33 protein-coding genes are annotated in these 26,045 nt (G+C 64.6%); 30 read left to right on the top strand and 3 right to left on the bottom strand.

Going from position 1 to position 26,045, the window contains the following annotated elements:
• Positions 1 to 263: 263 nt before the first annotated feature.
• The 26 genes from FLL57_RS18280 (at position 264) to nifW (ending at position 20,480) form a co-directional block, all read left to right on the top strand.
• Positions 264 to 458, top strand: coding sequence for a 4Fe-4S binding protein (locus FLL57_RS18280; protein ID WP_011160163.1), 195 nt, complete (start codon positions 264 to 266; stop codon positions 456 to 458).
• A 158-nt stretch (positions 459 to 616) separates the two neighbouring features.
• A complete protein-coding gene (gene nifB / locus FLL57_RS18275; protein ID WP_047307719.1) occupies positions 617 to 2,173 on the top strand; it encodes a nitrogenase cofactor biosynthesis protein NifB in 1,557 nt (518 codons plus the stop codon).
• Between the two features lie 25 nt (positions 2,174 to 2,198).
• Positions 2,199 to 2,420 carry a 4Fe-4S binding protein gene (locus FLL57_RS23675; protein WP_013504445.1) on the top strand — a complete coding sequence of 74 codons (222 nt, stop codon included), beginning with the start codon at positions 2,199 to 2,201 and terminating at the stop codon, positions 2,418 to 2,420.
• Positions 2,421 to 2,430: 10 nt separating this feature from the next.
• A complete protein-coding gene (locus tag FLL57_RS18265; RefSeq protein ID WP_013504444.1) occupies positions 2,431 to 2,784 on the top strand; it encodes a HesB/IscA family protein in 354 nt (117 codons plus the stop codon).
• A gap of 3 nt (positions 2,785 to 2,787) precedes the next feature.
• Positions 2,788 to 3,327: a hypothetical protein gene (locus FLL57_RS18260; RefSeq protein ID WP_013504443.1), complete on the top strand. Its 540-nt coding sequence runs from the start codon at positions 2,788 to 2,790 to the stop codon at positions 3,325 to 3,327.
• On the top strand, positions 3,317 to 4,102 hold the full coding sequence (locus FLL57_RS18255; protein ID WP_013504442.1) for a 4Fe4S-binding leucine-rich repeat protein: 786 nt from the start codon (positions 3,317 to 3,319) through the stop codon (positions 4,100 to 4,102). The genes FLL57_RS18260 and FLL57_RS18255 overlap by 11 nt, the downstream gene beginning before the upstream one ends.
• On the top strand, positions 4,099 to 4,398 hold the full coding sequence (locus FLL57_RS18250) for a nitrogen fixation protein NifZ (RefSeq protein WP_013504441.1): 300 nt from the start codon (positions 4,099 to 4,101) through the stop codon (positions 4,396 to 4,398). Before FLL57_RS18255 ends, FLL57_RS18250 begins: the two co-directional genes overlap by 4 nt.
• Positions 4,398 to 4,631, top strand: a complete 234-nt coding sequence (locus FLL57_RS18245) for a nitrogen fixation protein NifZ (protein WP_013504440.1) — start codon at positions 4,398 to 4,400, stop codon at positions 4,629 to 4,631. Before FLL57_RS18250 ends, FLL57_RS18245 begins: the two co-directional genes overlap by 1 nt.
• Before the next feature lie 37 nt (positions 4,632 to 4,668).
• The gene (nifT, locus tag FLL57_RS18240; protein WP_013504439.1) at positions 4,669 to 4,869 is read left to right on the top strand and encodes a putative nitrogen fixation protein NifT; all 201 of its coding nucleotides are present in this window, start codon (positions 4,669 to 4,671) and stop codon (positions 4,867 to 4,869) included.
• A 2-nt stretch (positions 4,870 to 4,871) separates the two neighbouring features.
• Complete coding sequence (locus FLL57_RS18235; RefSeq protein WP_013504438.1) at positions 4,872 to 5,150, top strand: hypothetical protein; 279 nt, start codon at positions 4,872 to 4,874, stop codon at positions 5,148 to 5,150.
• Positions 5,151 to 5,165: 15 nt separating this feature from the next.
• Positions 5,166 to 6,068, top strand: a complete 903-nt coding sequence (locus FLL57_RS18230; protein WP_047307717.1) for an SIR2 family protein — start codon at positions 5,166 to 5,168, stop codon at positions 6,066 to 6,068.
• Between the two features lie 720 nt (positions 6,069 to 6,788).
• The gene (nifH, locus tag FLL57_RS18225; RefSeq protein WP_142883621.1) at positions 6,789 to 7,685 is read left to right on the top strand and encodes a nitrogenase iron protein; all 897 of its coding nucleotides are present in this window, start codon (positions 6,789 to 6,791) and stop codon (positions 7,683 to 7,685) included.
• Positions 7,686 to 7,756: 71 nt separating this feature from the next.
• A complete protein-coding gene (gene nifD / locus FLL57_RS18220) occupies positions 7,757 to 9,220 on the top strand; it encodes a nitrogenase molybdenum-iron protein alpha chain (RefSeq protein WP_013504435.1) in 1,464 nt (487 codons plus the stop codon).
• A gap of 73 nt (positions 9,221 to 9,293) precedes the next feature.
• Positions 9,294 to 10,853: a nitrogenase molybdenum-iron protein subunit beta gene (gene nifK, locus FLL57_RS18215; protein ID WP_013504434.1), complete on the top strand. Its 1,560-nt coding sequence runs from the start codon at positions 9,294 to 9,296 to the stop codon at positions 10,851 to 10,853.
• A 38-nt stretch (positions 10,854 to 10,891) separates the two neighbouring features.
• Positions 10,892 to 12,355 (top strand): nitrogenase iron-molybdenum cofactor biosynthesis protein NifE, encoded by a 1,464-nt coding sequence (nifE, locus tag FLL57_RS18210; RefSeq protein WP_013504433.1) that lies wholly within the window; start codon positions 10,892 to 10,894, stop codon positions 12,353 to 12,355.
• A gap of 10 nt (positions 12,356 to 12,365) precedes the next feature.
• Positions 12,366 to 13,739 (top strand): nitrogenase iron-molybdenum cofactor biosynthesis protein NifN, encoded by a 1,374-nt coding sequence (nifN, locus tag FLL57_RS18205; RefSeq protein ID WP_013504432.1) that lies wholly within the window; start codon positions 12,366 to 12,368, stop codon positions 13,737 to 13,739.
• Between the two features lie 55 nt (positions 13,740 to 13,794).
• A complete protein-coding gene (gene nifX, locus FLL57_RS18200) occupies positions 13,795 to 14,193 on the top strand; it encodes a nitrogen fixation protein NifX (RefSeq protein WP_013504431.1) in 399 nt (132 codons plus the stop codon).
• 1 nt (position 14,194) lies between these two features.
• Positions 14,195 to 14,659: a NifX-associated nitrogen fixation protein gene (locus FLL57_RS18195; protein ID WP_013504430.1), complete on the top strand. Its 465-nt coding sequence runs from the start codon at positions 14,195 to 14,197 to the stop codon at positions 14,657 to 14,659.
• Positions 14,660 to 14,676: 17 nt separating this feature from the next.
• Positions 14,677 to 14,883, top strand: a complete 207-nt coding sequence (locus tag FLL57_RS18190) for a CCE_0567 family metalloprotein (RefSeq protein WP_011160145.1) — start codon at positions 14,677 to 14,679, stop codon at positions 14,881 to 14,883.
• Positions 14,884 to 14,939: 56 nt separating this feature from the next.
• Entirely contained in the window at positions 14,940 to 15,251 is a 312-nt protein-coding gene (fdxB, locus tag FLL57_RS18185; protein ID WP_013504429.1) for a ferredoxin III, nif-specific, read from the top strand.
• A 17-nt stretch (positions 15,252 to 15,268) separates the two neighbouring features.
• A complete protein-coding gene (locus FLL57_RS18180; protein ID WP_013504428.1) occupies positions 15,269 to 15,979 on the top strand; it encodes a nitrogen fixation protein NifQ in 711 nt (236 codons plus the stop codon).
• A gap of 368 nt (positions 15,980 to 16,347) precedes the next feature.
• On the top strand, positions 16,348 to 16,668 hold the full coding sequence (locus FLL57_RS18175; RefSeq protein ID WP_013504427.1) for a HesB/IscA family protein: 321 nt from the start codon (positions 16,348 to 16,350) through the stop codon (positions 16,666 to 16,668).
• A gap of 27 nt (positions 16,669 to 16,695) precedes the next feature.
• Complete coding sequence (nifU, locus tag FLL57_RS18170) at positions 16,696 to 17,685, top strand: Fe-S cluster assembly protein NifU (protein WP_013504426.1); 990 nt, start codon at positions 16,696 to 16,698, stop codon at positions 17,683 to 17,685.
• The gene (nifS, locus tag FLL57_RS18165; protein ID WP_142883620.1) at positions 17,682 to 18,914 is read left to right on the top strand and encodes a cysteine desulfurase NifS; all 1,233 of its coding nucleotides are present in this window, start codon (positions 17,682 to 17,684) and stop codon (positions 18,912 to 18,914) included. The genes nifU and nifS overlap by 4 nt, the downstream gene beginning before the upstream one ends.
• Positions 18,907 to 20,100, top strand: a complete 1,194-nt coding sequence (gene nifV, locus FLL57_RS18160; protein ID WP_013504424.1) for a homocitrate synthase — start codon at positions 18,907 to 18,909, stop codon at positions 20,098 to 20,100. The genes nifS and nifV overlap by 8 nt, the downstream gene beginning before the upstream one ends.
• A gap of 29 nt (positions 20,101 to 20,129) precedes the next feature.
• Positions 20,130 to 20,480, top strand: a complete 351-nt coding sequence (nifW, locus tag FLL57_RS18155; protein ID WP_013504423.1) for a nitrogenase stabilizing/protective protein NifW — start codon at positions 20,130 to 20,132, stop codon at positions 20,478 to 20,480.
• A gap of 20 nt (positions 20,481 to 20,500) precedes the next feature.
• Here nifW and FLL57_RS23635 read toward each other — a convergent pair whose 3' ends face one another.
• Complete coding sequence (locus tag FLL57_RS23635; RefSeq protein ID WP_013504422.1) at positions 20,501 to 20,629, bottom strand: hypothetical protein; 129 nt, start codon at positions 20,627 to 20,629, stop codon at positions 20,501 to 20,503.
• Between the two features lie 189 nt (positions 20,630 to 20,818).
• Between FLL57_RS23635 and FLL57_RS18150 the strand changes: the two genes are divergently transcribed.
• Genes FLL57_RS18150 through FLL57_RS18135 form a run of 4 tightly spaced genes read left to right on the top strand, consistent with a single transcriptional unit; the run spans position 20,819 to position 24,445 of the window.
• Positions 20,819 to 21,664 (top strand): electron transfer flavoprotein subunit beta/FixA family protein, encoded by an 846-nt coding sequence (locus FLL57_RS18150; protein WP_011160137.1) that lies wholly within the window; start codon positions 20,819 to 20,821, stop codon positions 21,662 to 21,664.
• Between the two features lie 24 nt (positions 21,665 to 21,688).
• A complete protein-coding gene (locus FLL57_RS18145; protein WP_013504421.1) occupies positions 21,689 to 22,795 on the top strand; it encodes an electron transfer flavoprotein subunit alpha/FixB family protein in 1,107 nt (368 codons plus the stop codon).
• 12 nt (positions 22,796 to 22,807) lie between these two features.
• Complete coding sequence (locus FLL57_RS18140) at positions 22,808 to 24,115, top strand: FAD-dependent monooxygenase (RefSeq protein WP_142883619.1); 1,308 nt, start codon at positions 22,808 to 22,810, stop codon at positions 24,113 to 24,115.
• Positions 24,116 to 24,148: 33 nt separating this feature from the next.
• A complete protein-coding gene (locus FLL57_RS18135; protein ID WP_013504419.1) occupies positions 24,149 to 24,445 on the top strand; it encodes a ferredoxin family protein in 297 nt (98 codons plus the stop codon).
• A 322-nt stretch (positions 24,446 to 24,767) separates the two neighbouring features.
• Here FLL57_RS18135 and FLL57_RS18130 read toward each other — a convergent pair whose 3' ends face one another.
• Both FLL57_RS18130 and FLL57_RS18125 read right to left on the bottom strand, forming a co-directional pair.
• Positions 24,768 to 25,355, bottom strand: coding sequence for a DUF2478 domain-containing protein (locus FLL57_RS18130; protein ID WP_142883618.1), 588 nt, complete (start codon positions 25,353 to 25,355; stop codon positions 24,768 to 24,770).
• Between the two features lie 180 nt (positions 25,356 to 25,535).
• On the bottom strand, positions 25,536 to 25,991 hold the full coding sequence (locus tag FLL57_RS18125) for a cupin domain-containing protein (RefSeq protein ID WP_142884247.1): 456 nt from the start codon (positions 25,989 to 25,991) through the stop codon (positions 25,536 to 25,538).
• Positions 25,992 to 26,045: the final 54 nt, after the last annotated feature.

The following is a 26,045-nucleotide window of genomic DNA, read 5'->3' as shown; positions in this document are numbered from 1 at the left end:
ACGCGATCATCGGCTGAACGCGCGACGCTCCTCAGCGCCGCGCGTTTGTCTGTCCGTGCCCATTTCAGCGCGGACCTCTGTCGCGTGAGACGCGGCCCGAAGACGGGTCAGGATGCCTGTCAGACTTGCGACAAGTGTCGGGGGCCTTACACCGGCACGGCCTTCAGGGGCGCGAAAAAATCCTTTAAAATCAATCGTCAGGCATCTGGCACGCGGCTTGAAAGACAACCTGTCAGCAGCACTCTGCGAACCAGGAGCCGACCATGGCCTACAAGATTGTTACCTCCCAGTGCACCGTCTGCGGTGCGTGTGAATTCGAATGCCCGAACGCCGCGATCAGCATGAAGCGCGGCACCTATGTGATCGACGCGACCAAGTGCACCGAGTGCGAAGGTCAGTTCGACAAGCCGCAGTGCGTCTCGGTCTGCCCGGTCGACAACACCTGCGTGCCGGCCTGACGCGTGGTCTTGCAAGGCGGCCGACGCCTTGACCGTCGGATACCGTCTTCAACGGATCGCCGCGCCCGCGGATTATGTCTGATCTTCGCCGGCTCGGTTGCAGCACCATCACCCACCGCCAAGCCGCCTGTCGTGCGGCGATCGAACGAGGCCCGGATATGAGCAAGCTGCTGCAACTCCATGATTTCGGTGCGCCGGGAGCGACTTCGTTCGACGAACTGCGCAAGAGCGCGGCGTCGTCTGGCTGCAGCAGCAAGGGCGGCGCCGGCAAGACCGGCTGCGGCTCGGCCGCGGGCCCCAGTGATCTGCCGCCGGAAATCTGGGAGAAGGTTAAGAACCATCCCTGCTACAGCGAGCAGGCGCATCATCACTTCGCCCGTATGCACGTCGCGGTCGCGCCCGCGTGCAACATCCAGTGCAATTACTGCAATCGCAAATACGATTGCGCCAATGAATCCCGCCCCGGCGTGGTCAGCGAGAAGCTGACCCCGGAGCAGGCGGCGCGCAAGGTCGTCGCGGTCGCCTCGACCATCCCGCAGATGACCGTGCTCGGCATCGCCGGCCCGGGCGATGCGCTCGCCAATCCGGCCAAGACTTTCAAGACGTTCGAGCTGGTCACCGAGACCGCGCCCGACATCAAGCTGTGCCTCTCGACCAACGGCCTGATGCTGCCCGACTATGTGGAGCAGATCGCCGCCATGAAGGTCGATCACGTCACCATCACCATCAACATGATCGACCCCGAAGTCGGTGCGAAGATCTATCCGTGGATCTTCTACAATCACCGCCGTTACACCGGCGTCGAGGCCTCGAAGATCCTCAGCGAGCGGCAGTTGCTCGGCCTGGAGATGCTGGTCGCGCGCGGCATTCTGGTGAAGGTCAACTCGGTGATGATCCCGGGCATCAACGACCAGCACCTGATCGAGGTCAACAAGGCGGTGAAGTCGCGCGGCGCCTTCCTGCACAATATCATGCCGCTGATCTCGGAAGCCGAGCACGGCACCGCGTTCGGCCTGGCGGGACAGCGCGGTCCGACCGCGCAGGAGTTGAAGACGCTGCAGGACGCCTGCGAAGGCGAGATGAACATGATGCGGCACTGCCGGCAGTGCCGTGCCGACGCGGTCGGCCTGCTCGGCGAGGACCGCAGCGCCGAGTTCACCACCGAAAAGGTGATGGCGATGGACGTCGAATACGATCTCGCCGCGCGCCAGGCCTACCAGGCCAAGGTCGAGGCCGAGCGCGACGCGATCGCGGTCGCCAAGCAGCGCGAACTGGAGAAGCTCGAAGGCGAGACGGCGACCATCAAGATCCAGGTGGCGATCGCCACCAAGGGTGGCGGCGTGATCAACGAACATTTCGGTCATGCCCACGAATTTCAGATCTACGAAGTGTCGACCGCCGGTGCGAAGTTCGTCGGCCATCGCCGCGTCGATCTGTATTGCGAAGGCGGCTACGCCAGCGAGACCGGCATCGATCCGATCCTGCAGGCGCTGAACGACTGCACCGCCGTGCTGGTCGCCAAGATCGGCATGTGCCCGAAGGATTCGCTCGCCGGCGCCGGCATCGAGGCAGTCGAGACCTACGCGTTCGAATACATCGAGCAGTCGGTGATTGCCTACTTCAAGGACTACCTCGAGCGCGTCGGCAAGTCGGAGATCCGTCACGTCGCCCGCGGCGACGCCACGATCCGCCAGGGCGCTTTCACCGAGGCATAGGACGAGGCGACGAAGGGGAACGGCCATGGCCTACAAGATCGTCGCATCGCAATGCACCGGCTGCTCCGCTTGCGAGCCGCAGTGCCCGAATGTCGCGATCTTCGAGAAGGCCGGAACCTTCGCGATCGACCCTTCGAAATGCTCGGAGTGCACCGGCCACTACGACGAGCCGCAATGTGTCGCGGTGTGTCCGGTCGACGGTACCTGCGTGATCGACAACTCGGTCCCGCGCTATCAGGCTGCATGAGGCGATTCCGATGGATATGAGCTTCACCCCCTCGGCCGAAAAGTTCATTCGCCGCATGCTGCGGTTCAGCGGCGGCGCCGGTGGTTTCCGCCTGGTGGTCAGCGCCGGCGGCTGTTCCGGCTTGTCGGCGCAGTTCGATATCGCCGGCGCGCCGCACACCGGGGACGCGGTGGTCGACCGCGGCGACTACAAGCTGTTTCTGCCGGAATCGAGCCTGAAACTGCTCGAAGGTGTGGTGATCGACTTCATGGAGACGCCGACCTCCAGCGGCTTCCTGTTCCACGATCCGAAGGCGTCGAACTGCCAATGCGCCGGCGACGGCCCCAAGCCGTCCGCCGGTCTGCACCAGTTGCGGGAGCTGTGAACCATGCCCGACCTGATGCACAGCGAACTGACGATGTCCGGCCCGGAGCAGTCGCTTCTGACCGGAGCCCTGCTCGGCGCCGGTCTGCCGGCGGATGCGCATCGGCATCTCGAACTGGCGGGACGCGACTATCAGAGCGAGGCGCTCGCCGAACAGCACCTGCGCGAGGCTCATCTGCTGGCGCCCGACCACGCCGCAGTGCTGATCGGGCTGTACCGGTTCTATTTCTACAAAGGCCGACTCGGCGAGGCGCTGGAAGTGGCCCAGGCCTGTCTGTGCAAGGCTGCGCGCGACAATGGCCTCGTCGCCGATTGGCGCAAGGTGCGGCGCAGCGATGCCGAATTCTCCAGCTATTCGGCGGTGCTGCCGCGGTTCTACCTGTTCGCGCTGAAGGCCTACGCCTATTTGCAGATGCGGCTCGGGCAGCTCGACGAAGGTCATGCGGCGGTCGAAAAGCTGCTCGAGCTCGATCCGACCGACAAGGTCGGCGCCGCCGTGCTGCTCGACGTGTGGCGGCGGATAGGGCAGGACGATGACGACTGACATCGACGAAGCCCGCGATTGGCAGGGCAACGAGGTCGATTGCGCGTCGTGCCCGCATCGCGAGTTGCTGTCCGCCGGGCTGTGCGAATTGAAGAAGGCTTGCGTCCAGGACCGTTATGCGCGGCGGCTGGAACGGTTCTTCCGGCAGAATCGTGCGCTGGCCGACGGCTATCTCGACCATCCGTATTTCGAGACGCGTGCGGTCGCTGCCGGCTACGCCACGGTGTTCCTGTTGCCGAAATTGCTGCAGGACACCGACGAGACGGTGCGCTGGAGCGCGGCGCGGCGGCTGCCGAAGCGCTATCTGCTGGGGCTGCGCACTGACCCGCATCGCGAGGTGCGGATCCGTGTCGCCTCGGTGCTCAGCGACGACGAACTGCGCCCGATGGCGAGCGACGAGGACTACTATGTCCGCCAGATCGTGGCGCGGCGGGCTTCGCCCGGCCTGCTGCCGCTGTTGGTGCTCGATCCCGATCCCGGCGTGCGCCGGGAGGTGGCGCGGCGGATCGGCCCGGAATGGCTGGCGCAGATCGCGATGGACAAGGACGGCGAGGTTCGTCTCGAAGCCGCCAGGCGGATGACGCCCGGCCGGCTGCTGGCGATGCTCGGCGATGCCGATTGGCGGGTTCGCTACGAAGTCGCCAGCCGGGTCGACGCCTACGAACTGGCGCCGCTGCTCGACGACCCCGATCCGCTGGTGCGCGAGCTTGCGCGCAGCCGCAGCGGCTTCACCGAACCTGCCCAGCTCAAACCCGCAACGGAGCCTTCCCCATGAACATCGCGCGTGACAGCGACATCGTCGAGCTCGACGGTCCGCCGGAGTTCGAATACGGCCAGAAGGTCCGGTCGCGGCTCAACATCCGTAACGACGGCACCTTCCCGGGCAAGGAGATCGGCGAGGTGCTGGTGAAGAAAGGCGACGAGGGCTACGTCGTCTCGATCGGCACCTTCCTGCAGCAGTTTTACATCTATGGTGTCGACTTCGTGGCGCAGGGCCGCATCGTCGGCATGAAGCGTCGTGAGCTGGTCGCAGCCGAGGCGTTTCAGCCCGAGCAGCAGGAGGCGGTGTGATGACGCCCGAACCGCGATATCAATGGGGGCAGCGCGTCCGCGCCGAGATCGACCTGTTCAACGACGGCAGCTTTCCGGATCAGCCGGAGGACGCGCTGCTGGTGAAAAGCGGCGATGCCGGCGAGATTGTCCGGATCGGCCTGCACACCGAAACCAATCGGCCGGTCTATCTGGTCGAATTCGCCGAACACCGGGTGATCGGCTGCCTCGAAGACGAAATCACCGCACTCTGACCCGTCGCCGCGGCGGCCAAGCAAAGGACCACCCTCGATGAAAGTGATGATCCGCAAGACCGCCACCGGCCATTCCGCTTATGTGGCCAAGAAGGACCTAGAAGAGCCGATCGTCGAAATGGACAACCCTGCACTGTGGGGCGGCAAGATCACGCTGGCCAACGGCTGGCAGCTCGAACTGCCGGCGATGGCGGCGGACACTCCGTTGCCGATCACCGTCGAAGCGCGCAAGCTCTGACCATGGCGCTGTCGCTCGACGATATCGCCCGGCTCGACGCGCTGCTCGGAGGCGATGCGGCCGATGCCGGCGCGCTGAAGACGGTGCGGCAGGAGATCCCCGGTCTGTCGCTGACGCAGTGCGACGCGTCCGACATCGACGCGGAGCAGCCGTTCCGCGACTATCCGCGATTCAGCATCTATCTGGTCGACGGATCGAATCACTGCTGGACCATCACCGGCGATGCGGCTCGCGCGACCGGGCTGGTGGTGGTGCATCACAAGGCTGCAAGAGCAATCTGACAGGGGAGCAGGATCATGCCGGCACGAGCACTCGACGACATTGCGGCGGGCTTGCTGCGCGGGCAGGTGATCCCCTATCTCGGCTCCGCCTGCGTCGCGCTCGGCGAGGCCAGCAGCGTGCCGACCTCGCCGGCCGAACTGGTGGCGCGGCTGATCGCGAAGACCACGGTGCCGCACAAGGTCCGCACCAATCTCACCGGCGCCGCGCAATACATCGAGAACTTCAAGCACCGCAAGACGCTGACGGCGATGATGGCCGAGGCGTTCCGGTCCCCGCCGCAGCCGAACGAGCTGCATCGGATGCTGGCATCGCTGCCCGATCTGCCGCTGCTGGTTCACGCCTGGTACGACGATCTGCCGCAAAAGGCGTTTGTCGGCCGACAGAATTGGGGCATGGCGCAGGGCGTCAGCCAGAGCGAACATCACGGCCATTGGGTGAATTACTATCGGCCGGACGGCAGCGAAATCGCCGAGCCGGCGCCCGGCATCGTCGCCGAGAACGAGATGCCGTTGTACGCGCCGGTGCCGGACGAGGCGCTCGGCTGGAATACCATGCTGTATCAACCGATCGGCTCGGTGGCGCCCGCCGCCAACTTCCTGGTGTCCGACAGCGATTATGTCGAAGTCCTGACCGAGATCGACATTCAGACGCCGATCCCGCTCACGGTACAGGAGCTGCGCAAGGACCGGCATTTCCTGTTCCTGGGCTGCCGGTTCGACAACCAGCTCGACCGCGTCTTCGCCCGTCAGATCATGAAGCGCTCCTCCGCCCGGCATTGGGCCGTGCTGCCCGACACGCCGACCCGCAACGAGCAGCGCTTTCTGGAAGAACAGGCCATCACCCGGATCGATTGGCCGCTCGCGAAGTTCGTCGCCGAACTGGCCGACACGCTACAGGGACAGGTGCTGACGGCGTAGGTCTCCCTTTCACGGTCCGACTCTGGCGGCCTTTCAACTCGGCTGTGAGGCCGAGTGTTTGCCGCAGGCACAGCCTGCTCCTTCTCCCTGCGTGCGGGGAGAAGGGTGGGATGAGGGGGCGCTTCCGCGCCGCAGAGTGCCGATCATCACCTTCGTCCTCATCAACAACTCTCACAAGCGCTCAGATACGCGGAGGCACCCCTCACCCGGTCCGGCTTCGCTTCGCCGGATCAACCTCTCCCCGCGCGCGGGGAGAAGTTGGGCCGTGCCCGCCTCAGTGCTTTCCCGTCACTACGAGCGAAGCAATCCACCTCCATGCACCGGGCGCTGGATTGCTTCACCTCGCTCGCAACGACGCCCTGCAGTCGGTCTCGAGTTGCGACAGAGTCTCGCTTAGCTCGCCCGGCCGGTATCAGTTTGTTTCGTTTCTAACAGCCGCCCCTTGGGATGTCGTCCGCTCGGCAGCGATGTCGGATTCTAAACATCTACGTACATAGTGCCCGGGCATTCTGCATCTCCGCGAAATCACACGCTTTTTCGTCTCCGGCGAGGCTTGGCACGGTCGTTGCAAAACAGGGATCAGCAAGGCGAGGGATGGTTGGCCGAGCAGTCACTGCAAAGGGCAACGTCCGCATCTGAGCCGTGCGACGGTTTTGAACGGAAGAAGGCTGCGCTTCGGCGCAAATCGATCAAACGGCATTAGGTCAACGGAGAGAAAACATGGCACTTCGGCAAATCGCATTCTACGGCAAGGGCGGCATCGGCAAGTCGACCACCTCGCAGAACACCCTCGCAGCGCTGGTCGAGATGGGTCAGAAGATTCTGATCGTCGGCTGCGACCCCAAGGCGGACTCGACCCGCCTGATCCTCAACACCAAGCTGCAGGACACCGTGCTGGCGCTGGCCGCCGAAGCCGGTTCGGTCGAAGACCTCGAACTCGAAGACGTGATGAAGATCGGCTACAAGGGCATCAAGTGCACCGAAGCCGGCGGTCCGGAGCCGGGCGTCGGCTGCGCCGGCCGCGGCGTCATCACCGCGATCAACTTCCTGGAAGAGAACGGCGCCTATGAGGACGTCGACTACGTCTCCTACGACGTGCTCGGCGACGTGGTGTGCGGCGGCTTCGCGATGCCGATCCGTGAGAACAAGGCGCAGGAAATCTACATCGTGATGTCCGGCGAGATGATGGCGCTGTACGCCGCCAACAACATCGCCAAGGGTATTCTGAAGTACGCCTCGTCGGGCGGCGTCCGCCTCGGCGGCCTGATCTGCAACGAGCGCCAGACCGACCGCGAGCTCGACCTTGCCGAAGCGCTCGCCGCGCGCCTGAACACCCAGCTGATCCACTTCGTGCCGCGCGACAACATCGTGCAGCACGCCGAGCTGCGCCGCGAGACTGTGATCCAGTACGCGCCCGACAGCCAGCAGGCCAAGGAATATCGCGCGCTCGCCACCAAGATCCACGCCAACGGCGGCAAGGGCACCATCCCGACCCCGATCACCATGGAAGAGCTCGAGCAGATGCTGCTCGACTTCGGCATCATGAAGACCGACGAGCAGGCGCTCGCCGAACTGCAGGCCAAGGAAGCCGCCAAGGCGGCCGCCGCGTCCACCTGATCATCAGCCAGGCCGGTCGCGCATCGCGACCGGCCGCTCCCCCGGCGGCCCAGAGACACGAGGAACATTCGATGAGCACCGCAGTTGCAGAATCCCCCGCGGACATCAAGGAACGTAACAAGAAGCTGATCGGCGAAGTCCTGGAGGCCTATCCGGACAAGTCGGCCAAGCGTCGCGCCAAGCATCTCAACACCTACGACGCCGAAAAGGCGGAGTGCTCGGTCAAGTCCAACATCAAGTCGATCCCGGGCGTGATGACGATCCGCGGTTGCGCCTACGCCGGCTCGAAGGGCGTGGTGTGGGGCCCGATCAAGGACATGGTCCACATCAGCCACGGCCCGGTCGGCTGCGGCCAGTATTCGTGGGGCTCGCGCCGCAACTATTACAAGGGCACCACCGGCGTCGACACCTTCGGCACGATGCAGTTCACCTCCGACTTCCAGGAGAAGGACATCGTCTTCGGGGGCGACAAGAAGCTCGGCAAGATCATCGACGAGATCCAGGAGCTGTTCCCGCTGTCCAAGGGCATCTCGGTGCAGTCGGAATGCCCGATCGGCCTGATCGGTGACGACATCGAGGCCGTCTCGAAGGCCAAGTCGAAGCAGTACGACGGCAAGCCGATCATCCCGGTGCGCTGCGAAGGCTTCCGCGGCGTGTCGCAGTCGCTCGGCCACCACATCGCCAACGACGTGATCCGTGACTGGGTGTTCGACAAGGCCGGCGAGAAGAACGCCGGGTTCGAATCGACCCCCTACGACGTCGCGATCATCGGCGACTACAACATCGGCGGCGACGCCTGGGCCTCGCGCATCCTGCTCGAAGAAATGGGCCTCCGCGTGATCGCGCAGTGGTCCGGCGACGGCACCATCGCCGAGCTGGAGAATACCCCGAAGGCGAAGCTGAACATCCTGCACTGCTACCGCTCGATGAACTACATCACGCGGCACATGGAAGAGAAGTTCGGGATTCCGTGGGTGGAATACAACTTCTTCGGCCCGTCCAAGATCGAGGCGAGCTTGCGCGAGATCGCGTCGAAGTTCGACGACAAGATCAAGGAAGGCGCCGAGCGCGTCATCGCCAAGTACAAGCCGCAGATGGAGGCGGTGATCGCCAAGTATCGCCCGCGCCTCGAAGGCAAGAAGGTGATGCTCTATGTCGGCGGCCTGCGCCCGCGCCACGTCATCGGCGCCTACGAAGACCTCGGCATGGAAGTGGTCGGCACCGGCTACGAATTCGCCCACAACGACGACTATCAGCGCACCACCCATTACGTGAAGGACGGTACGCTGATCTACGACGACGTCACCGGCTACGAATTCGAGAAGTTCGTCGAGAAAATGCGTCCCGACCTGGTCGGATCCGGCGTCAAGGAAAAGTACATCTTCCAGAAGATGGGCGTTCCGTTCCGCCAGATGCATTCCTGGGACTATTCGGGCCCCTATCACGGCTACGACGGGTTCGGCATCTTCGCCCGCGACATGGACATCGCGATCAATGCCCCGGTCTGGAAACTGACCAAGGCGCCTTGGAGCTGAAACTTCACATCCGGCCTTCCGGCGCCAGCCGCCGGAAGCGCCGCGTCACCGAATTCTTGGGAAAGACACCACCATGACCGAGACCGCAGAGAAGATCCGCGATCACTTCGAACTCTTCCGTGAGCCCCAGTACGAAGAGTTGATGGAGAACAAGCGGAAGAATTTCGAGAACTATGTTGGCGATGCCGAGGTCGCGCGCGTCGCGGACTGGACCAAGACCAAGGAGTACCAGGACAAGAATTTCGCCCGCGAAGCTCTCGTCATCAATCCGGCCAAGGCCTGCCAGCCGCTTGGCGCTGTGTTCGCGGCGGTCGGGTTCGAGAAGACGCTGCCGTTCGTGCACGGCTCGCAAGGCTGCGTCGCCTATTATCGCAGCCACTTCACGCGTCACTTCAAGGAGCCGACCTCGTGCGTCTCCTCGTCGATGACCGAAGACGCCGCGGTGTTCGGCGGTCTCAACAACATGATCGACGGTCTGGCCAACGCCTATGCGCTGTACAAGCCGAAGATGATCGCCGTCTCGACCACCTGCATGGCCGAGGTGATCGGCGACGACCTCAACGCGTTCATCAAGAACGCCAAGGAGAAGGGCTCAGTCCCGCTGGAGTTCGACGTCACCTACGCCCACACCCCGGCGTTCGTCGGCAGCCACATCACCGGCTACGACAACACCATGAAGGGCATCGTCGAGCACTTCTGGGACGGCAAGTCGGGCACTGTCGACAAGCTCGAGCGCAAGCCGAACGAATCGATCAATTTCTTCGGCGGGTTCGACGGCTACACCGTCGGCAATCTGCGCGAGATCAAGCGGATCTTCGAGCTGATGGGCGTCGACTACACCATCTTCGGCGACAACAGCGACGTCTGGGATACTCCGGCCGACGGTGAGTTCCGGATGTACGATGGCGGCACCACGCTGGAACAGGCCGCCAACGCCATCCACGCCAAGGCGACGATTTCGATGCAGGAGTTCTGCACCGAAAAGACCCTGGCGACGATTGCCGATCACGGCCAGGAAGTGGTCGCGTTCAACCACCCCGTCGGTATTGCCGGCACCGACCGCTTCCTGCAGGCGGTGTCGCGGATCACCGGCAAGGCGATCCCGGAAGCGCTGACCAAGGAGCGCGGCCGGCTGGTCGACGCGATCGGCGACTCCTCGGCCCACATCCACGGCAAGAAGTTCGCGATCTACGGCGATCCGGACATGTGCTACGGCCTTGCCGAATTCATCCTCGAACTCGGCGGTGAGCCGGTCCACATCCTGGCGACCAACGGCAATAAGGCCTGGGAAGCCAAGGTGCAGGCGCTGCTCGACTCGTCGCCGTTCGGCGCCGGTTGCAAGGTCTACGCCGGCAAGGATCTGTGGCACCTGCGGTCGCTGCTGTTCACCGAACCGGTCGACTTCATGATCGGCAATACCTACGGAAAGTATCTCGAGCGCGACACCGGCACTCCGCTGATCCGCCTCGGCTTCCCGGTGTTCGATCGCCATCACCACCACCGGTCGCCGGTGTGGGGCTATCAGGGTTCGATGAACGTCCTGGTCAAGATCCTCGACAAGATCTTCGACGAAATGGACAAGTCGAGCAACGTGGCCGGCAAGAACGACATCAGCTTCGACATCATCCGCTGATGCCGCAGTCTCGGAGAACCTGATTACAGGAGCGCCGCATGAGCCGCCTCGCAGACAAGATTCAAGACGTCTTCAACGAGCCCGGCTGTGCGGCCAATCAGGCCAAGTCCGACAAGCAACGCAAGAAGGGCTGCAGCAAACCGCTGCAGCCGGGGGGCGCAGCCGGTGGTTGCGCCTTCGACGGGGCCAAGATCGCGCTGCAGCCGATCGTCGACGTCGCCCACTTGGTGCACGGCCCGATCGCCTGCGAAGGTTCTTCCTGGGACAATCGCGGCACCAAGTCGTCGGGCTCGAAGCTGTACCGCACCGGCTTCACCACCGACATGGGCGAGAACGACGTCATTTTCGGCGGCGAGAAGCGGCTGTTCCGGTCGATCAAGGAAATCATCGAGAAGTACGACCCGCCCGCGGTGTTCGTGTATCAGACCTGCGTGCCGGCGATGATGGGCGACGATATCGTCGCCGTCTGCAAGGTGGCGGCCGAGAAGTTCGGCAAGCCCTGCATTCCGATCATCTCGCCCGGCTTCGTCGGCCCGAAGAACCTCGGCAACAAGCTCGCCGGCGAGGCGATGCTGGATTACGTGATCGGCACCCAGGAGCCGGAGTTCACGACCCCCTACGACATCAACATCATCGGCGAATACAACGTCGCCGGCGAGCTCTGGCAGGTCAAGCCGCTGCTCGACGAGCTCGGCATCCGCATCCTGTCCTGTCTGGCGGGTGATGCGCGCTACCACGAAGTCGCGCAGTCGCACCGCGCCCGCGCCGCCATGATGGTGTGCTCGACCGCGATGATCAACGTCGCGCGCAAAATGGAAGAGCGCTACGGCATCCCGTATTTCGAAGGATCTTTCTACGGCATCAGCGACACCTCGGAATCGCTGCGCCAGATCGCGCGGCTGCTGATCGCCCGCGGCGCCGATCCGGAACTGATGGCGCGCGTCGAGGCGCTGATCACGCGCGAAGAGGCGAGGGCCTGGGCGGCGATCAAGGCCTATACGCCGCGGCTCGAAGGCAAGAAGGTGCTGTTGATCACCGGGGGCGTGAAATCCTGGTCGGTGGTGGCGGCGCTGCAGGAGGCCGGGCTGACCATCGTCGGCACCAGCGTCAAGAAGTCGACCAAGGAAGACAAGGCGCGGCTCAAGGAGATGAGCCCGGACGTCCACCAGATCGACGATCTGCGCCCGCGCGAGATGTACAAGATGCTGAAAGAAGCGCAGGCCGACATCATGTTGTCGGGCGGCCGCTCGCAATTCGTCGCGCTGAAGGCGCGGATGCCCTGGATGGATATCAACCAGGAGCGCACCTATGCGTATTGCGGCTATGTCGGCATCGTCGAGATGGTCCGGCAGATCGATAAGTCGCTGTCCAATCCGATCTGGGCGCAGGTCCGCAGCGCCCCGCCGTGGGACGAGGTGACCTGGGAACAGCGCGCCGATGCCGCCAACGCTGCCGACGATCGCCAGCGCGCGATCTTCGGACGCTCGGCCCAGGTGGCGTGAGGAGGCTGCGATGGCACAGATCGTCACCTCGACCAAATCCTGCACTGTCAATCCGCTGCGGATGAGTCAGCCGCTCGGCGCCGCGTTGGCCTTCATGGGTCTGCGCAACTGCATGCCGCTGCTGCACGGCTCCCAGGGTTGCACCTCGTTCGGCCTGGTGCTGTTCGTCCGGCACTTTCGCGAACAGATCCCGCTGCAGACCACCGCGATGAGCGAAGTCGCGACCGTGCTCGGCGGCTTAGAGAACGTCGAGCAGGCGATCATCAATATCGCCTCTCGCACCAAGCCCGACGTGATCGGGATCTGCACCACGGGCGTCACCGAAATCAAAGGCGACGATCTCGACGGCTACATCAAGATAGTGCGGGCCAATCACCCGGAGCTGGCCAATGTCGCGTTGGTGCCGGTGTCGACGCCCGACTTTAAAGGCGCGTTCGAAGACGGCTTCGCGGCGACGGTGACGCGGATCGTCGAGACCCTGGTCGAAGTGCCGGCCGAAGGCGCCGCGCGGGATGCCGCCAGGATCAACGTGTTGGCCGGAAGCCATCTGACGCCGGGCGACATCGATGAGCTGCGTGACATCATCGAGGCGTTCGGCCTGACGCCGACCTTCCTGCCGGACATTTCCGGCTCGCTCGACGGACACGTGCCGGACGACTTCACTCCGACCACCCATGGTGGCGTTTCGGTTGTCGAAGTCGCCGCGATGGGCTCCGCTGGCTACACGCTGGCGCTCGGCGAGCAGATGCGCAAGGCCGCGGTCGCGCTCGAAGCCAAGGCCGGCGTGCCGTTCACGCTGCTATCGCGGGTCACAGGGCTTGCCGCCGCCGATGAGCTGATGGCGACACTGGCGAAGATCAGCGGCCGTCCGGTGCCGCCGAAGTATCGCCGGCAGCGTAGCCAGCTCGTCGACGCCATGCTCGATGGTCACTTCTATTTCGGCGGCAAGAACATCGCGGTCGGCGCCGAGCCGGACATGCTGCTGAATATCGGCGGCTGGCTCGCCGACATGGGCTGCACCGTCAGCGCCGCTGTGACGACCACCACGTCGCCGATCCTGGCTCAGGTGCCGGCCGATGAGGTGCTGATCGGCGACCTCGAAGATCTCGAACGCCGCGCCGAGGACTGCGACCTGCTGGTGACGCATTCGCACGGCCGCCAGGCCGCGGAACGGCTCGGCGTGCCGCTGTTCCGGATGGGCCTGCCGATGTTCGACCGGCTCGGCGCCGCGCATCAGGTCGTGGTCGGCTATCGCGGCACCCGCGATCTGATCTTCAATATCGGCAACCTGTTCATCGCCAACATCAAGGAGCCGGACGTGAATAGCTGGCGGAGTGCCTCTGCTCGTCCAGATCAGACCGATGCGCCGTCTACGGCTCATTAGCAACGACGATGGTCAAGCGAAGGAGAGCGCCGATGTACAACCCAGGAGAACCGGCATGAAAGTCGCCTTCGCCACCCAGGATCTTGCGCGCGTCGATGCGCATTTCGGCTGGGCCCGGAACATCGCGATCTACGAAGTCACCGCCGACGATTATCGCTTCGTCGAAGCGGTGCAGTTCGCCGAGGAAAAGGAAGACGGCAACGAGGACAAGCTGGTCGCCAAGATCGATGCAATCCGCGATTGCGCCATCATGTACTGCACGGCGATCGGCGGCTCCGGCGCGGCCCGCGTCGTCGCCGCCCAGGTCCATCCGCTGAAGCTGGCGCAACCGGAGCTGATCACCGACCTGATCACCAAGCTGCAGGGCGTGCTGCGCGGCGTGCCGCCGCCGTGGCTGCGCAAGGCGCTGATGAAGGGCGAAGAACGCACTTTCGATTTTGCCGACGAGGCCTGACATGACCGAAGCCGCAACTGCTCCCGACACCGCGTTCGACTCACTGTTCGTCAAGGAACTGGTCAAGCAGCTCCGTGCCCAGGACACCCACGGTGTCTGGGAGGGCAAGACCGATCTCAAGCTGCTGGAGCCGTTCATCGTCGACAAGGCCAAGCGCCGCGAGATCCCGATCATGGGCGATCCGGATCCGGAAACGCTGTGGCGTCTCGAACTGTTCTACAACGCGGTGGCTCTGTCGATCGAACGCGAGACCAAGGTCATGGTGTCGCCGATGATGAAGATGCATCACGAGGGCTTCGGCCGACTGATCCTCAGTGCCGGCCGGCTGATCGTCATCAACAAGCACATGCGCGACGTCCATCGCTTCGGCTTCGACAACCTCGGCAAGCTGGCCGAGGAAGGCGACAAGCTGGTCGCCGCGGGCGTGCAGATGATCCTGAAATATCCCGACGTCGCCAATCTCTGAACCGGAGCGAACGCAGCATGTCCGACATCGAGACGCTGAAGGCCGAGATCAAGAAACTGTCCGCCCGCGCGACGACGATGAAGATGAATCTGCACGACCTGTCCGAGGAGCTGCCGATCAACTGGCAGACCATCATGACGGTGGCGCAGGAAACCCAGGATGCCTACGCGGCCCTTGAAGCCGCGCGGAAGGCCTTGAAGGAGCTGGAAGCGAAAGCCGCCTGATCGCGGCCGACTGCTTCAGCCCGAACGGCGCGGCGAGCCGCGCGCAGGAGCAAGCAATGGCGATCTTTTCCACCCGCGACGGTCAGCCGTGGGAACCGACTTATCTCACCGCGATCGACGACAAGAAGTGCATCGGCTGCGGCCGCTGCCACAAGGTGTGCTCGCGCGACGTGATGCACCTGATGGGGGTCAACGAGGACGGCGAACTGGTCGGGTGTTCGCTCGACGACGACGATGACGACGAGGAATTCGTCCGCAAGGTGATGGTGCTGGACTCGGCCGGCAATTGCATCGGCTGCTCGGCTTGCGTCCGGGTCTGCCCGAAAGCTTGCCAGACCCACGTCAAGGCCAGCGAACTCGGGCTCTAAACAAGGGAGCGACGGACATGCTCGGCGCGGCGGGAATTCAGGCGGCAGGCGCAACGGCAGCGGCGCTGCCGCTGCGGGTCACGGCGTCGAGCTTCGCGTCCTCGCCGGCGGTGGTGTACCGGGCGCTGACCGGCTGCACGCCGGCGGAGGCGCAGATTGATGACGACCGTGCGTTCGATCGTCACGTGCTGGCGTCGATCCTGTCGGTCGCGGTTACCGAGCCGGGCTCGATTACCGAGTCCAGCGGTCTGTCGGCCGACGATTTCGCAGCGCTGATTGTCGGGTATTTTCCGCACATCTCGGTGCTATTGTCGGTGCTGGCGATCGGCGAGCACGAGCAGGACGAGGAGGCCGCGATGGTCCGTGACCTCTTGCTCAAGCATCGCTCGACCGGCGGCGAGGTCGGGCGCTGGCTCGCCGCGATGGTGGCGCGACGGGCGATGCAGCCGGAGCATCTTTGGGAAGATCTCGGTCTGCGCAGCCGCGCCGAGCTGAGCCGGCTGCTGATGCGGCACTTCGAACCGCTCGCTCGCGACAACACCCGCAACATGCGCTGGAAGCGGTTCTTCTATCGCAAGCTCTGCGAAGATGACGGTATGGTGATGTGTAGCACCCCGGTCTGCTCGCAATGCGGCGACTTCGCCGAGTGCTTCGGCGAGGAGACCGGCGAAAGCCGAATGGCGATCCGCCGGCGCGAGGTCGACCTCCGGGCGGCCGGCGTGGCTTGACGGAGTGACGCTGCTCTTCACCCTCCCCTGGAGGGTGAGGGTCGTTCGCGCAGCGAGCTGGGTGGGGTGACGGAGAGTTCATCCGCCGTGCCTGCAGCTCACCCCACCCCACCCCGTCACGCACTTCGCTTCGCGGCCTGCGTGCTGGCCCTCCCGCTCCAGGGCGGGTGAAGTGGGCGCGGTGCGCGCGGCCTTGAGGCGAATAGCTGCGATCCATTGTCGGAAACAGTCGGCTTCACGACGATGTCGGACCTCCGACATTGTCGGGTGCTGATAATTTGGCACGAAATCAGTAGCTTGCTGTTTGTGTCCGTGCTGGCACAGCGGTTGCACTTGTTCATGTCGGACCCAACAGATGGAGGCCGACCATGATCATTCTCACCGAACAAGCCGGGACCGCCGTGAAGGCTGCGATGTCGCGCGCCGGCAAGCTCGAAGCCGGGCTTCGCGTGATGGTCGAGGCCGGCGGCTGCGCCGGGTACAAATATCTGATCGGGCTCGATGCCGAGCCGCGGGTCGACGACGCGGTGGTCGAAGCCGGCGGCGTCAAGGTGTTCATCGATCCGGACTCGCAGCCGCTGCTGTCCGGCATGACCATCGACTTCGTCGAAAGCCTGGAGGGTTCCGGCTTCACCTTCGACAATCCCAATGCCGGCACCAAGTGTGGTTGCGGCAAATCGTTCGGCTAAGCGCAGCGCTAATCATAGGAGCGTGCCATGCTCAGCCTCGGTAAATTCGACCATCATTTCTCCACTTCCGCGAACGCAGGACCGCTGCCGCAAGCCAACGCGGTCGGCCGGTTCGGCAGCATCGGCTGGGGCGATGCCGTCAAGCTGATGTTGAAGGTCGATCCCGACGACGGGCGGATCGCGCAGGCTCGCTTCCAGGCATTCGGTTGCAGCTCGGCGATCGCCGCCTCTGCCGCGCTCACCGATATGATCACCGGTAAGACGATCGACGAGGCCAGCGGCATCAGCGCCGCGACGATCGCCGATTACCTCGGCGGCCTGCCGCGCGACCGGATGTACTGCGCGGTGATGAACTTCGAAGCCCTGCAGCAGGCGATCGGATCGTATCGCGGCAAACCCGCAGTGACCGAGGCGGATGCGCCGCCGGTCTGCAAGTGTCTCGGCGTCGGCCAGATGATGATCGAGCGCACCATCCGCTTCAACCGGCTGACCAGCCTCGACGACGTCACCGCCTACACCAAGGCCGCCGGCAGTTGCAGCACCTGCTTCAAGCAGATCGAGGCTCTGCTGGCGCGCGTCAACGCCGAAATGGTCGAGGACGGCCTGATCGCAGCCGAAGACGCCTACCGGATCGGCTCTGCGACGCCGCGCGCCACCGAATTGAAGCCGCATGGTGCGCCGCCGCCGGCCGCCAATATCTTCGCCGCCAAGGCGACGCCGGCGCATCTGCGCCCGATCGCGAAGGCAACTCCGCCGCGTCCGGCGACTCCGCCGGCCGGGATGGTCGATGCGCCGCCGCAGGAGGCGCTGATCGCCGAAGCGGTCGAGGAGCTGCGCCCCCATCTGCAGCGCGATGGCGGCGACTGCGAATTCGTCAGCCTCGACGGCAACATCGTCTACGTCCGGCTGACCGGCAATTGCGTCGGATGCCAGCTCTCGTCGGTGACGTTGTCCGGCGTCCAGGCCCGGCTTGCGGAGAAGTTCGGCCGGCCGCTCCGCGTGGTCCCTGTGTCATGAGCGAGCCGGCAGACATCGTCTATCTCGACGCCAATGCAACGACGCGGACCGATCCGCGCGTCGTCGAAGCGATGCTGCCGTACTTCTCGCTGTACTACGGCAACCCGTCGTCCAAATACGCGCTCGGCGGCCACGCTGCACTTGCGGTCAAGCGGGCTCGCGAGCGGGTGCAGGCGCTGGTCGGAGCCGCGCAGCCGCACGAACTGATCTTCACCTCGGGCGGCACCGAGAGCAACAACGCCGCGATCCTGTCGGCGCTGGAAGCGGCGCCGCGGCGGCGCGAGGTCATCATCTCGGCGGTGGAACATCCGGCGGTGCTGTCGCTGTGCGCCTGGCTGGAAAAGAACAAAGGCATCCGCGTCCATCTGATCCCGGTCGATCGCCAGGGCCGTCTCGACATCGTGGCGTATCGCGAGGCGTTGTCCGACCGTGTCGCAATCGCTTCCATCATGTGGGCCAATAACGAGACCGGCGTGATCCAGCCGGTGGCCGATCTCGCCGAACTCGCCAAGGAGGTCGGTGCGCTGTTTCACACCGATGCGGTGCAGGCGGTCGGCAAGTGCCCGATCGACCTGCAGTCGACCATGATCGACATGCTGTCGCTGTCCGGACACAAGCTGCACGGCCCGAAGGGCGTCGGCGCGCTGTATGTCCGCAGCGGCCTCCGCTTCAAGCCGCAGATCAAAGGCGGCCAGCAGGAGCGCGGCCGCCGCGCCGGTACCGAGAACGTACCGGGCATCGTCGGCCTCGGCATCGCTGCCGAACTCGCCGCTGGCGCGATGGCCGACGAAGACATCCGGGTGCGCGGCCTGCGCGACCGGCTGGAGCGCGAGATCCTGGCGCGGGTCGATCACTGCGTCGCCGTCGGTGCACGCGCCGAGCGTCTGCCAAATACGTCGAACATTGCGTTCTCGTTCATCGACAGCGAGGCGATCATCACATTGCTCGATCGCGCCGGCATCGCGGCTTCGATGGGCTCGGCTTGCGCGACCGGCTCGTTCGAGCCGTCGCATGTGCTGACGGCCATGAAGGTTGCCGAGGATGCGGTCCGCGGCGGCGTGCGGTTCTCGCTGTCGCGCGACAACTCCGATGCCGACATCGACCGTGCCCTCGAAGTGGTCCCAGCCGTGGTCGCCAAGCTGCGGGCGATTTCGCCGTTCGGCGGCGATGATCCTCCGCAGGCGGTCGGGCTGGCGTCAGGTCGTACGCAAGGAATAAGTCATGTCTGAGTTCAAGCCCGCCGTCGCCCGGCCGGATCAGTCCTGCGGCTTTCAGCCCGCGCCGATCGTGCTCAACGACACCACGCTGCGCGACGGCGAGCAGGCCCCGGGTGTGGCGTTCTCCACCGCCGAGAAGGTCGCGATCGCCCGCGCGCTGGCGCGTGCCGGCGTGCCGGAGATCGAGGCCGGGACGCCCGCGATGGGCGCCGACGAGATCGCCGCGATCCGTGCCATCGTCGAGGCCGGCCTGCCGCTGACGACGATTGCCTGGTGCCGGATGCGTACCGAGGACGTCGATGCCGCGCTGAAAGCCGGCGTCTCGATGGTCAATGTCTCGGTGCCGGTTTCGGACGTGCAGATTGCTGCGAAGCTCGGCGGTCTGCGCTCGAATGCCATCGAGACCGTCAAGCGCGTGGTCGGCTATGCGCGGGACCGCGGCCTCGACGTTGCCGTCGGCGGCGAGGATTCCTCGCGCGCCGATCCCGAATTTCTGGCCGAGGTGATCGCCACCGCAAAGGCGTCCGGCGCGCGCCGGTTTCGGATCGCCGATACGCTGAGCGTGCTCGACCCGTTCTCCAGCCATGCGCTGCTGGCGACACTGCGCGCCTCGACCGATCTCGAGCTCGAATTCCATGGCCATGACGACCTCGGCCTCGCCACCGCCAACACGCTGGCGGCGCTACGCGCCGGCGCCAGCCACGCCTCGGTGACGGTGATCGGTCTCGGCGAGCGCGCCGGCAATGCGCCGCTCGAGGAGGTGGCGGTGGCGCTGAAGCAGCTCTATGGCCGCGAGACCGGCATCGTGCTGTCGGAACTCGGCAACGTCGCCGACCTGGTCGCGACTGCGGCGGCCCGCACCATTCCGCTCAACAAGGCGATCGTCGGCGAGCATGTCTTCACCCATGAATCGGGAATTCATGTCGACGGTCTGCTCAAGGATCAGCGCACCTACCAGTCGCTCGATCCGAACCTGTTCGGCCGCTGCAATCGCATCGTCATCGGCAAGCATTCCGGGCTGTCGGCGATCACCTCGTCGCTCGCCAAGCTGGATCTGCCAGCGACCGCGGACGAGGCACAGGGCATCCTCGCCAAGGTTCGCCGCTATGCGGTCACCCACAAGGGGCCGGTCGGCAACGAGACATTGATCGCGATCTGGCGCGAGGTCCGCGAGCGCACGTTCACCAGCTGCGCCTGAAGCGGCGACAACAGACGAAGGAGACCGAGATGAGCACATCCGCCGCCACCGAAACCGCCGACATCGTGGCCCGGTTGCAGCGCGCCGGCTCCGCCGAGGAGTTCTTCGAGCTGCTCGGCGTCGCCTACGATCCCAAGCTGCTCAACGTGGCGCGGCTGCACATCCTCCGGCGCATGGGCCAGTATCTCGCTGAAGAAGATCTCGGCGGTCTGCCTGCCGACGAAGCCGCCGCCCGCTGCAAGGCGGTGCTGGAGCGGGCCTATGCCGATTTCGTCGCATCTTCGCCGCTCGATCAACGGGTGTTCAAGGTGCTGAAGGATGCTGTGGCGCCGAAGACGCCCAAGCGTCCGGCCTTCGTCCCGCTCGATGCCCTGAAGTAATCCGACGGCCTTGAGCCCTTTCACTCGATCGCTTCGGCCCGTCGCTCTCGCGGCGGGCCGTTTTGCTGCGGCGGGCTGCTGCGTTTTCTCACATCCATGTCGCGTTTGACGGGCGATTTCACGCCCCCGTGAAATGTCTCGTCGGTCATGCTGCTGTCGCCTTCCCGACAAGTGTCGCAGTTGTCGGATTGCAACCCTCGGAAGCGCCGGCCACAATCCCGGCTCCTTGGCGCAACTGATTGGTTTGGCGTGATATTTTGCGCGCCGGAAAAGTTGGTACGGGGCTTGCTCATAAGTCTCCGTCGTCAAGCTTCTGTCAGCAAGCGCGGAGCCACTCCATGCATATCGTCGTCTGTATCAAGCAGGTTCCGGACTCGGCCCAGATCCGCGTGCATCCGGTCACCAACACGATCATGCGCCAGGGCGTGCCGACGATCATCAATCCCTACGATCTGTTCGCGCTGGAAGAGGCGCTGCGGCTGCGCGACAAGTTCGGCGGCGAGGTCACGGTGCTGACGATGGGTCCGCCGACCGCCGAGGACTCCTTGCGCAAGGCGCTTACCATCGGCGCAAATCGCGCCGTGCTGCTGACCGATCGGTTCTTCGCCGGCTCCGACACGCTGGCGACCAGCTACGCGCTCGCCGCGGCGATCCGCAAGATCGGCTCCACCTTCGGTGCCGTCGACGTGGTGTTCACCGGCAAGCAGACCATCGACGGTGACACCGCCCAGGTCGGCCCCGGCATCTGCAAGCGGCTCGACTTCCTGCAGCTCACCTACGTCTCGAAGGTCTCTTCGCTCGACCTCGAAGCCCGAACGATCGAAGTCGAGCGCCGCTCCGAAGGCGGCGTGCAGGTGCTGCGCAGCAATCTGCCCTGCCTGATCACCATGCTGGAAGGCACCAACCAGGTGCGCCGCGGTTCGATGATCAATGCGCTGAATGCCGCCCGCGCCGAGGTGGTGAAGTGGAGCGCGCAGGATGCCGGCGTCGAGGACATCCAGAAGTGCGGCCTGCGCGGCTCCCCGACGGTGGTGAAGCGCGTGTTCGCGCCCACCCCGCGCGCCGAGAAGGCCAAGGTTGTCGAGGCCGCCGGCCAGCCGCCGGCGGAAGCACTGATCGACGAAATCTTCAAGCTCCGGCCCAAGCTCGAGAACGAAATGTTCGAGCTGGCGCGTGGATTCTGACAACCCGAACAGAGAGCCGCTTCGATGAGCCAGCCCGCCAAGCCTGCCCCGCAGCCCGCCGGACGCGCCGCCGCCAAGAAGGAGCTGCCCGAGCATTTCAAAGCCTATAAGCACGTCTGGGTGTTCATCGAGCAGGAACGCGGTCACGTTCACCCCGTCTCCTGGGAACTGATGGGCTCCGGCCGCCGCCTCGCCGACAAGCTCGGGGTCGAGCTCGCCGCGGTGGTGATCGGCCCGACCGGCGAAGCCACCAGGGCCGCGGTGGCGGAATCGTTCTGCTACGGCGCCGACCTCGCTTACGTCGTGGCCGACGACGTGCTGACGGACTACCGCAACGAGTCCTACACCAAGGCGCTGACCGATCTGGTCAACACCCATAAGCCGGAGATCCTGCTGCTCGGCGCCACCACGCTCGGTCGCGATCTTGCCGGAGCGGTGGCGACCACGCTGCTCACCGGTCTGACCGCGGACTGCACCGAGCTCGAGGTCGATGCCGACAATTCGCTCGCCGCGACGCGTCCGACCTTCGGCGGCTCGCTGCTGTGCACGATCTACACGCTGAACTTCCGGCCGCAGATGGCGACCGTGCGGCCGCGCGTGATGTCGATGCCCGAGCGGGTGGAGAAGCCGGTCGGCCGCGTCATCGAATTCCCGCTCGGCCTGGTCGAAGCCGATATCGTCACCAAGATCCTGGCTTTCGTGCCGGATCGCGACAAGGCGACCTCGAACCTGGCTTATGCCGACATCGTCGTCGCCGGCGGCCTCGGGCTCGCTTCGCCGGAGAATTTCCAGCTCGTGCGCCAGCTCGCCGGCGTGCTCGGCGCCGAATACGGCTGCTCGCGGCCGCTGGTGCAGAAGGGCTGGGTGTCGGCCGACCGCCAGATCGGCCAGACCGGCAAGACCATCCGGCCGAAGCTCTACATCGCCGCCGGCATCTCCGGCGCGATTCAGCACCGCGTCGGCGTCGACGGCTCCGACCTGATCGTCGCGATCAATACCGACAAGAACGCGCCGATCTTCGACTTCGCCCATCTCGCTCTCGTCACCGATGCGATTCGGCTGCTGCCGGCGCTGACCGAAGCATTCCGCAAACGGCTGTCTGCGCACACCCGCGACCGGATCGCGAGCTAACAGGAGGCTGCCATGATCGAAGAACGTTTCGACGCCATCGTCGTCGGGGCCGGCATGGCCGGCAACGCCGCTGCGCTGACCATGGCCAAGCGCGGCATGAAGGTGCTGCAGATCGAGCGCGGGGAGTATCCGGGCTCGAAGAACGTGCAGGGCGCGATTCTCTACGCCGACATGCTGGAGAAGCTGGTCCCCGACTTCCGCGAGGATGCGCCGCTGGAGCGGCACCTCGTCGAGCAGCGTTTCTGGATGATGGACGGCAAGTCGCACACCGGCCTGCATCACCGCTCTGAAGATTTCAACGAAGAGAAGCCGAACCGCTACACCATCATTCGTGCGCAGTTCGACAAATGGCTGTCGAGCAAGGCGCAGGAAGCCGGCGCGATCGTGCTGTGCGAGACCACCGTCAAGGAGCTGGTGCAGGACGCCTACGGCAAGGTGATCGGCGTGATCACCGATCGCGACGGTGGCCAGGTGCATGCCGACGTCGTGGTGCTGGCCGAAGGTGTCAACGGCCTGCTCGGCACCAAGGCCGCGCTGCGCGAGCGACCGACGCCGGAGAACGTGGCGCTGGCCGTGAAGGAAATGCACTTTCTGCCGCGCGAGACCATCGAAACCCGCTTCAACCTGAAAGGCGACGAAGGCGTGGTGATCGAGGCGGCCGGCACCATCTCGGCCGGCATGACCGGCATGGGATTCATCTACACCAACAAGGAGTCGATCTCGATCGGCATCGGCTGTCTGGTGTCCGACTTCCAGAAGACCGGCGAGACGCCCTACGGCTTGCTCGAGCGCTTCAAGAAGCACCCCTCGGTGGCGCCGCTGATCGAGGGCTCCGAGGTGAAGGAATATGCTGGTCACCTGATCCCGGAAGGCGGCTACAAGGCGATTCCGCAGCTCTATGGCGACGGCTGGGTCGTGGTCGGCGACGCCGCGCAGCTCAACAACGCGATGCACCGCGAGGGCTCGAATCTGGCGATGACGTCGGGCCGGATCGCCGGCGAGGCGATCTTCCAGGTCAAGTCGCGCAAGGATCCGATGACCAAGGAGAACCTCGCGCTCTACAAAAAGATGCTCGACGACTCCTTCGTCATCAAGGATCTGAAGAAGTACAAGGATATGCCGGCCCTGCTGCACATCCAGTCGCAGAACTTCTTCCTGACCTATCCGCAGCTCGTCAACAAGGCGCTGCAGAACTTCGTCCGTGTCGACGGCACGCCGAAGATCGAGAAGGAGAAGACCACGATCAAGTCGTTCGTTTCGGCGCGGTCGTGGGGCGGACTGTTCGGCGACGCGTTCCGCTTGGCGCGGGCGTGGCGATAAACCAGCGGGAATCGAGAAAGCGGAGAACGGACGATGACAACGGAAGCCCCGGTTCGCGTCGAAGACAAGCTGTATCAGAACCGCTATCTTGTCGACGTCGGCAACGCTCATATCAAGGTCAAGCCGCATACCAAGCCGTCGCCGGAGTTGCTGGCGCTGCTGAAGATCTGCCCTGCGCATTGCTACGAGCTGAACAGCAACGGCCAGGTCGAGGTGACGCCGGACGGCTGCGTCGAATGCGGCACCTGCCGGGTGCTCGCCGAAGGCGGCGGCGACATCGAGTGGAGCTACCCGCGGGGCGGCTACGGCGTGCTGTTCAAGTTCGGTTGAGCACGAAGCCAGGGTCGGCGGCGCGCGCGGACAGCAGAGGCCCGCGCCGCCGAAGCTCATCGCTTCGCCGATAGTTGCTTCATGGCACAACACACACCATGCCCGGGCTGGTCCCGGGCGTTGGCGTTTCTGGATTCGTCCTGCCCTTGTAGCGATGTGTGCTCGCAGCGAGCGCAACCTCATGGTGCGGAGGCGACGTAACGCCGTCTCGAACCATGCGCCACAAGTGATGCGATGAAGCGCGGCGAATAGAGAGCGAAACACCTGGGCAACCGAAGCGCCTCGATCATGAGGCTGCCGAGGATGCCGGTCTGCTATCGCTTCACGCTGCCGAATTGAACACGTGCTGTGGGCCGACAGTGCTGCGCCGAACGCCGAAGCCGCGGCGGGCAAGCCATTGCTGAATGCGGGGCGAGTCCAGGGATGCTTCTTCGGCGAGGCCGCTCGTGAAGCAGCGCCACGGTGCGAGATGTCGCTCCGGAACGCCGACGATGACCGGAATCCCTTGATCCACCGCATCGCTGATCACGTCGCTGAGACCCCCGCCGTCGGCTTCGAGCTTGCCGAATTTGTTGACGATCAGCAACTCCGGCGCGTTACGGAACGATGCCGCGATCAAAGCGGCGGCTTCCTGCACGGCTTCTGGATCGATGCGGCAGCCGTGGGGCTGCTTGCCGCGCTCTTCTGCGAGTTGAAGGATGAAACGGGAGGACAGCTCCTCGACCTCCATGTCGCAGCGCGGCGTGCCATCGTCGACAGCGCCCTGATACGGCACCAGACCCGCGACCACCACGCCGGCGTCGCGCAAGCGGCGGCCGAGATCCGACATCAGCCGGCACGCGGCTGCGCCATCGGTGTACACGATTGCGAGGATCGACGGTCGTCCCGACTTGCCGTGAGAAAAGTCCATCGCGTCTGCTTTGCCCCAAATGCGACTTTCGCCTTAGGACATGCCAGAACCCGCAAACTGCTTCTTTGCGTCAAATCAATCCGACTTCAGTAGGGCTGGCCGAACGAAAACGGCGGATCGCCGCGCGATCCGCCGTCTGATTTGATTTATGCGGCCTTGCGCCGCGGAATCGGGATTGGTTCAGTTGGCGCCGAGCAGCGATTGCGCCGGCCGGTTGGCGGATGGCAGCAACATCGAGCGCAGCTTGACGAACACCCGCACCGCCAGCGCGACCAGCCGCGGCTGGGTGCGGCGGCAGAACGCAATCTTGCGGATGTGACCTTCGACATGCCAGCGCGCGCTGGCGCCGTCCTTGAAAAAGATCACGTCACCCGGACCGTAGCGCTTCGCCGGCATGCCGGCGCTTTCGATCACCACCGAGCCTTCCAGAATGCAGATCGTCTCGTCGATGTCGTAGTGCCAGTTGAACTTGCCCTCGGTGCACTGCCAGATGATCGTCGACGCCATGCCGTCGGCGCTGCGCGACAGCGTGCAGTTGGTGGCGACCGGATTGCCTTCGATGATCCACGATGGCTCGATCGGCGCCGGCTTCAATTCGATGTCGGTGCGCGAGGTGACGATCAGGTCGTTGGGCATCATGGCGTCTCCTGCTGATTGTTTGTTGGATTGCGATGCTGGCATCGGAGACTA

Source organism: Rhodopseudomonas palustris (assembly GCF_007005445.1).
Taxonomy (GTDB): Bacteria; Pseudomonadota; Alphaproteobacteria; order Rhizobiales; family Xanthobacteraceae; genus Rhodopseudomonas; species Rhodopseudomonas palustris_G.
Note: the sequence above shows the minus strand (reverse complement) of the source record. Positions and strands in the feature narration are given on the sequence as shown.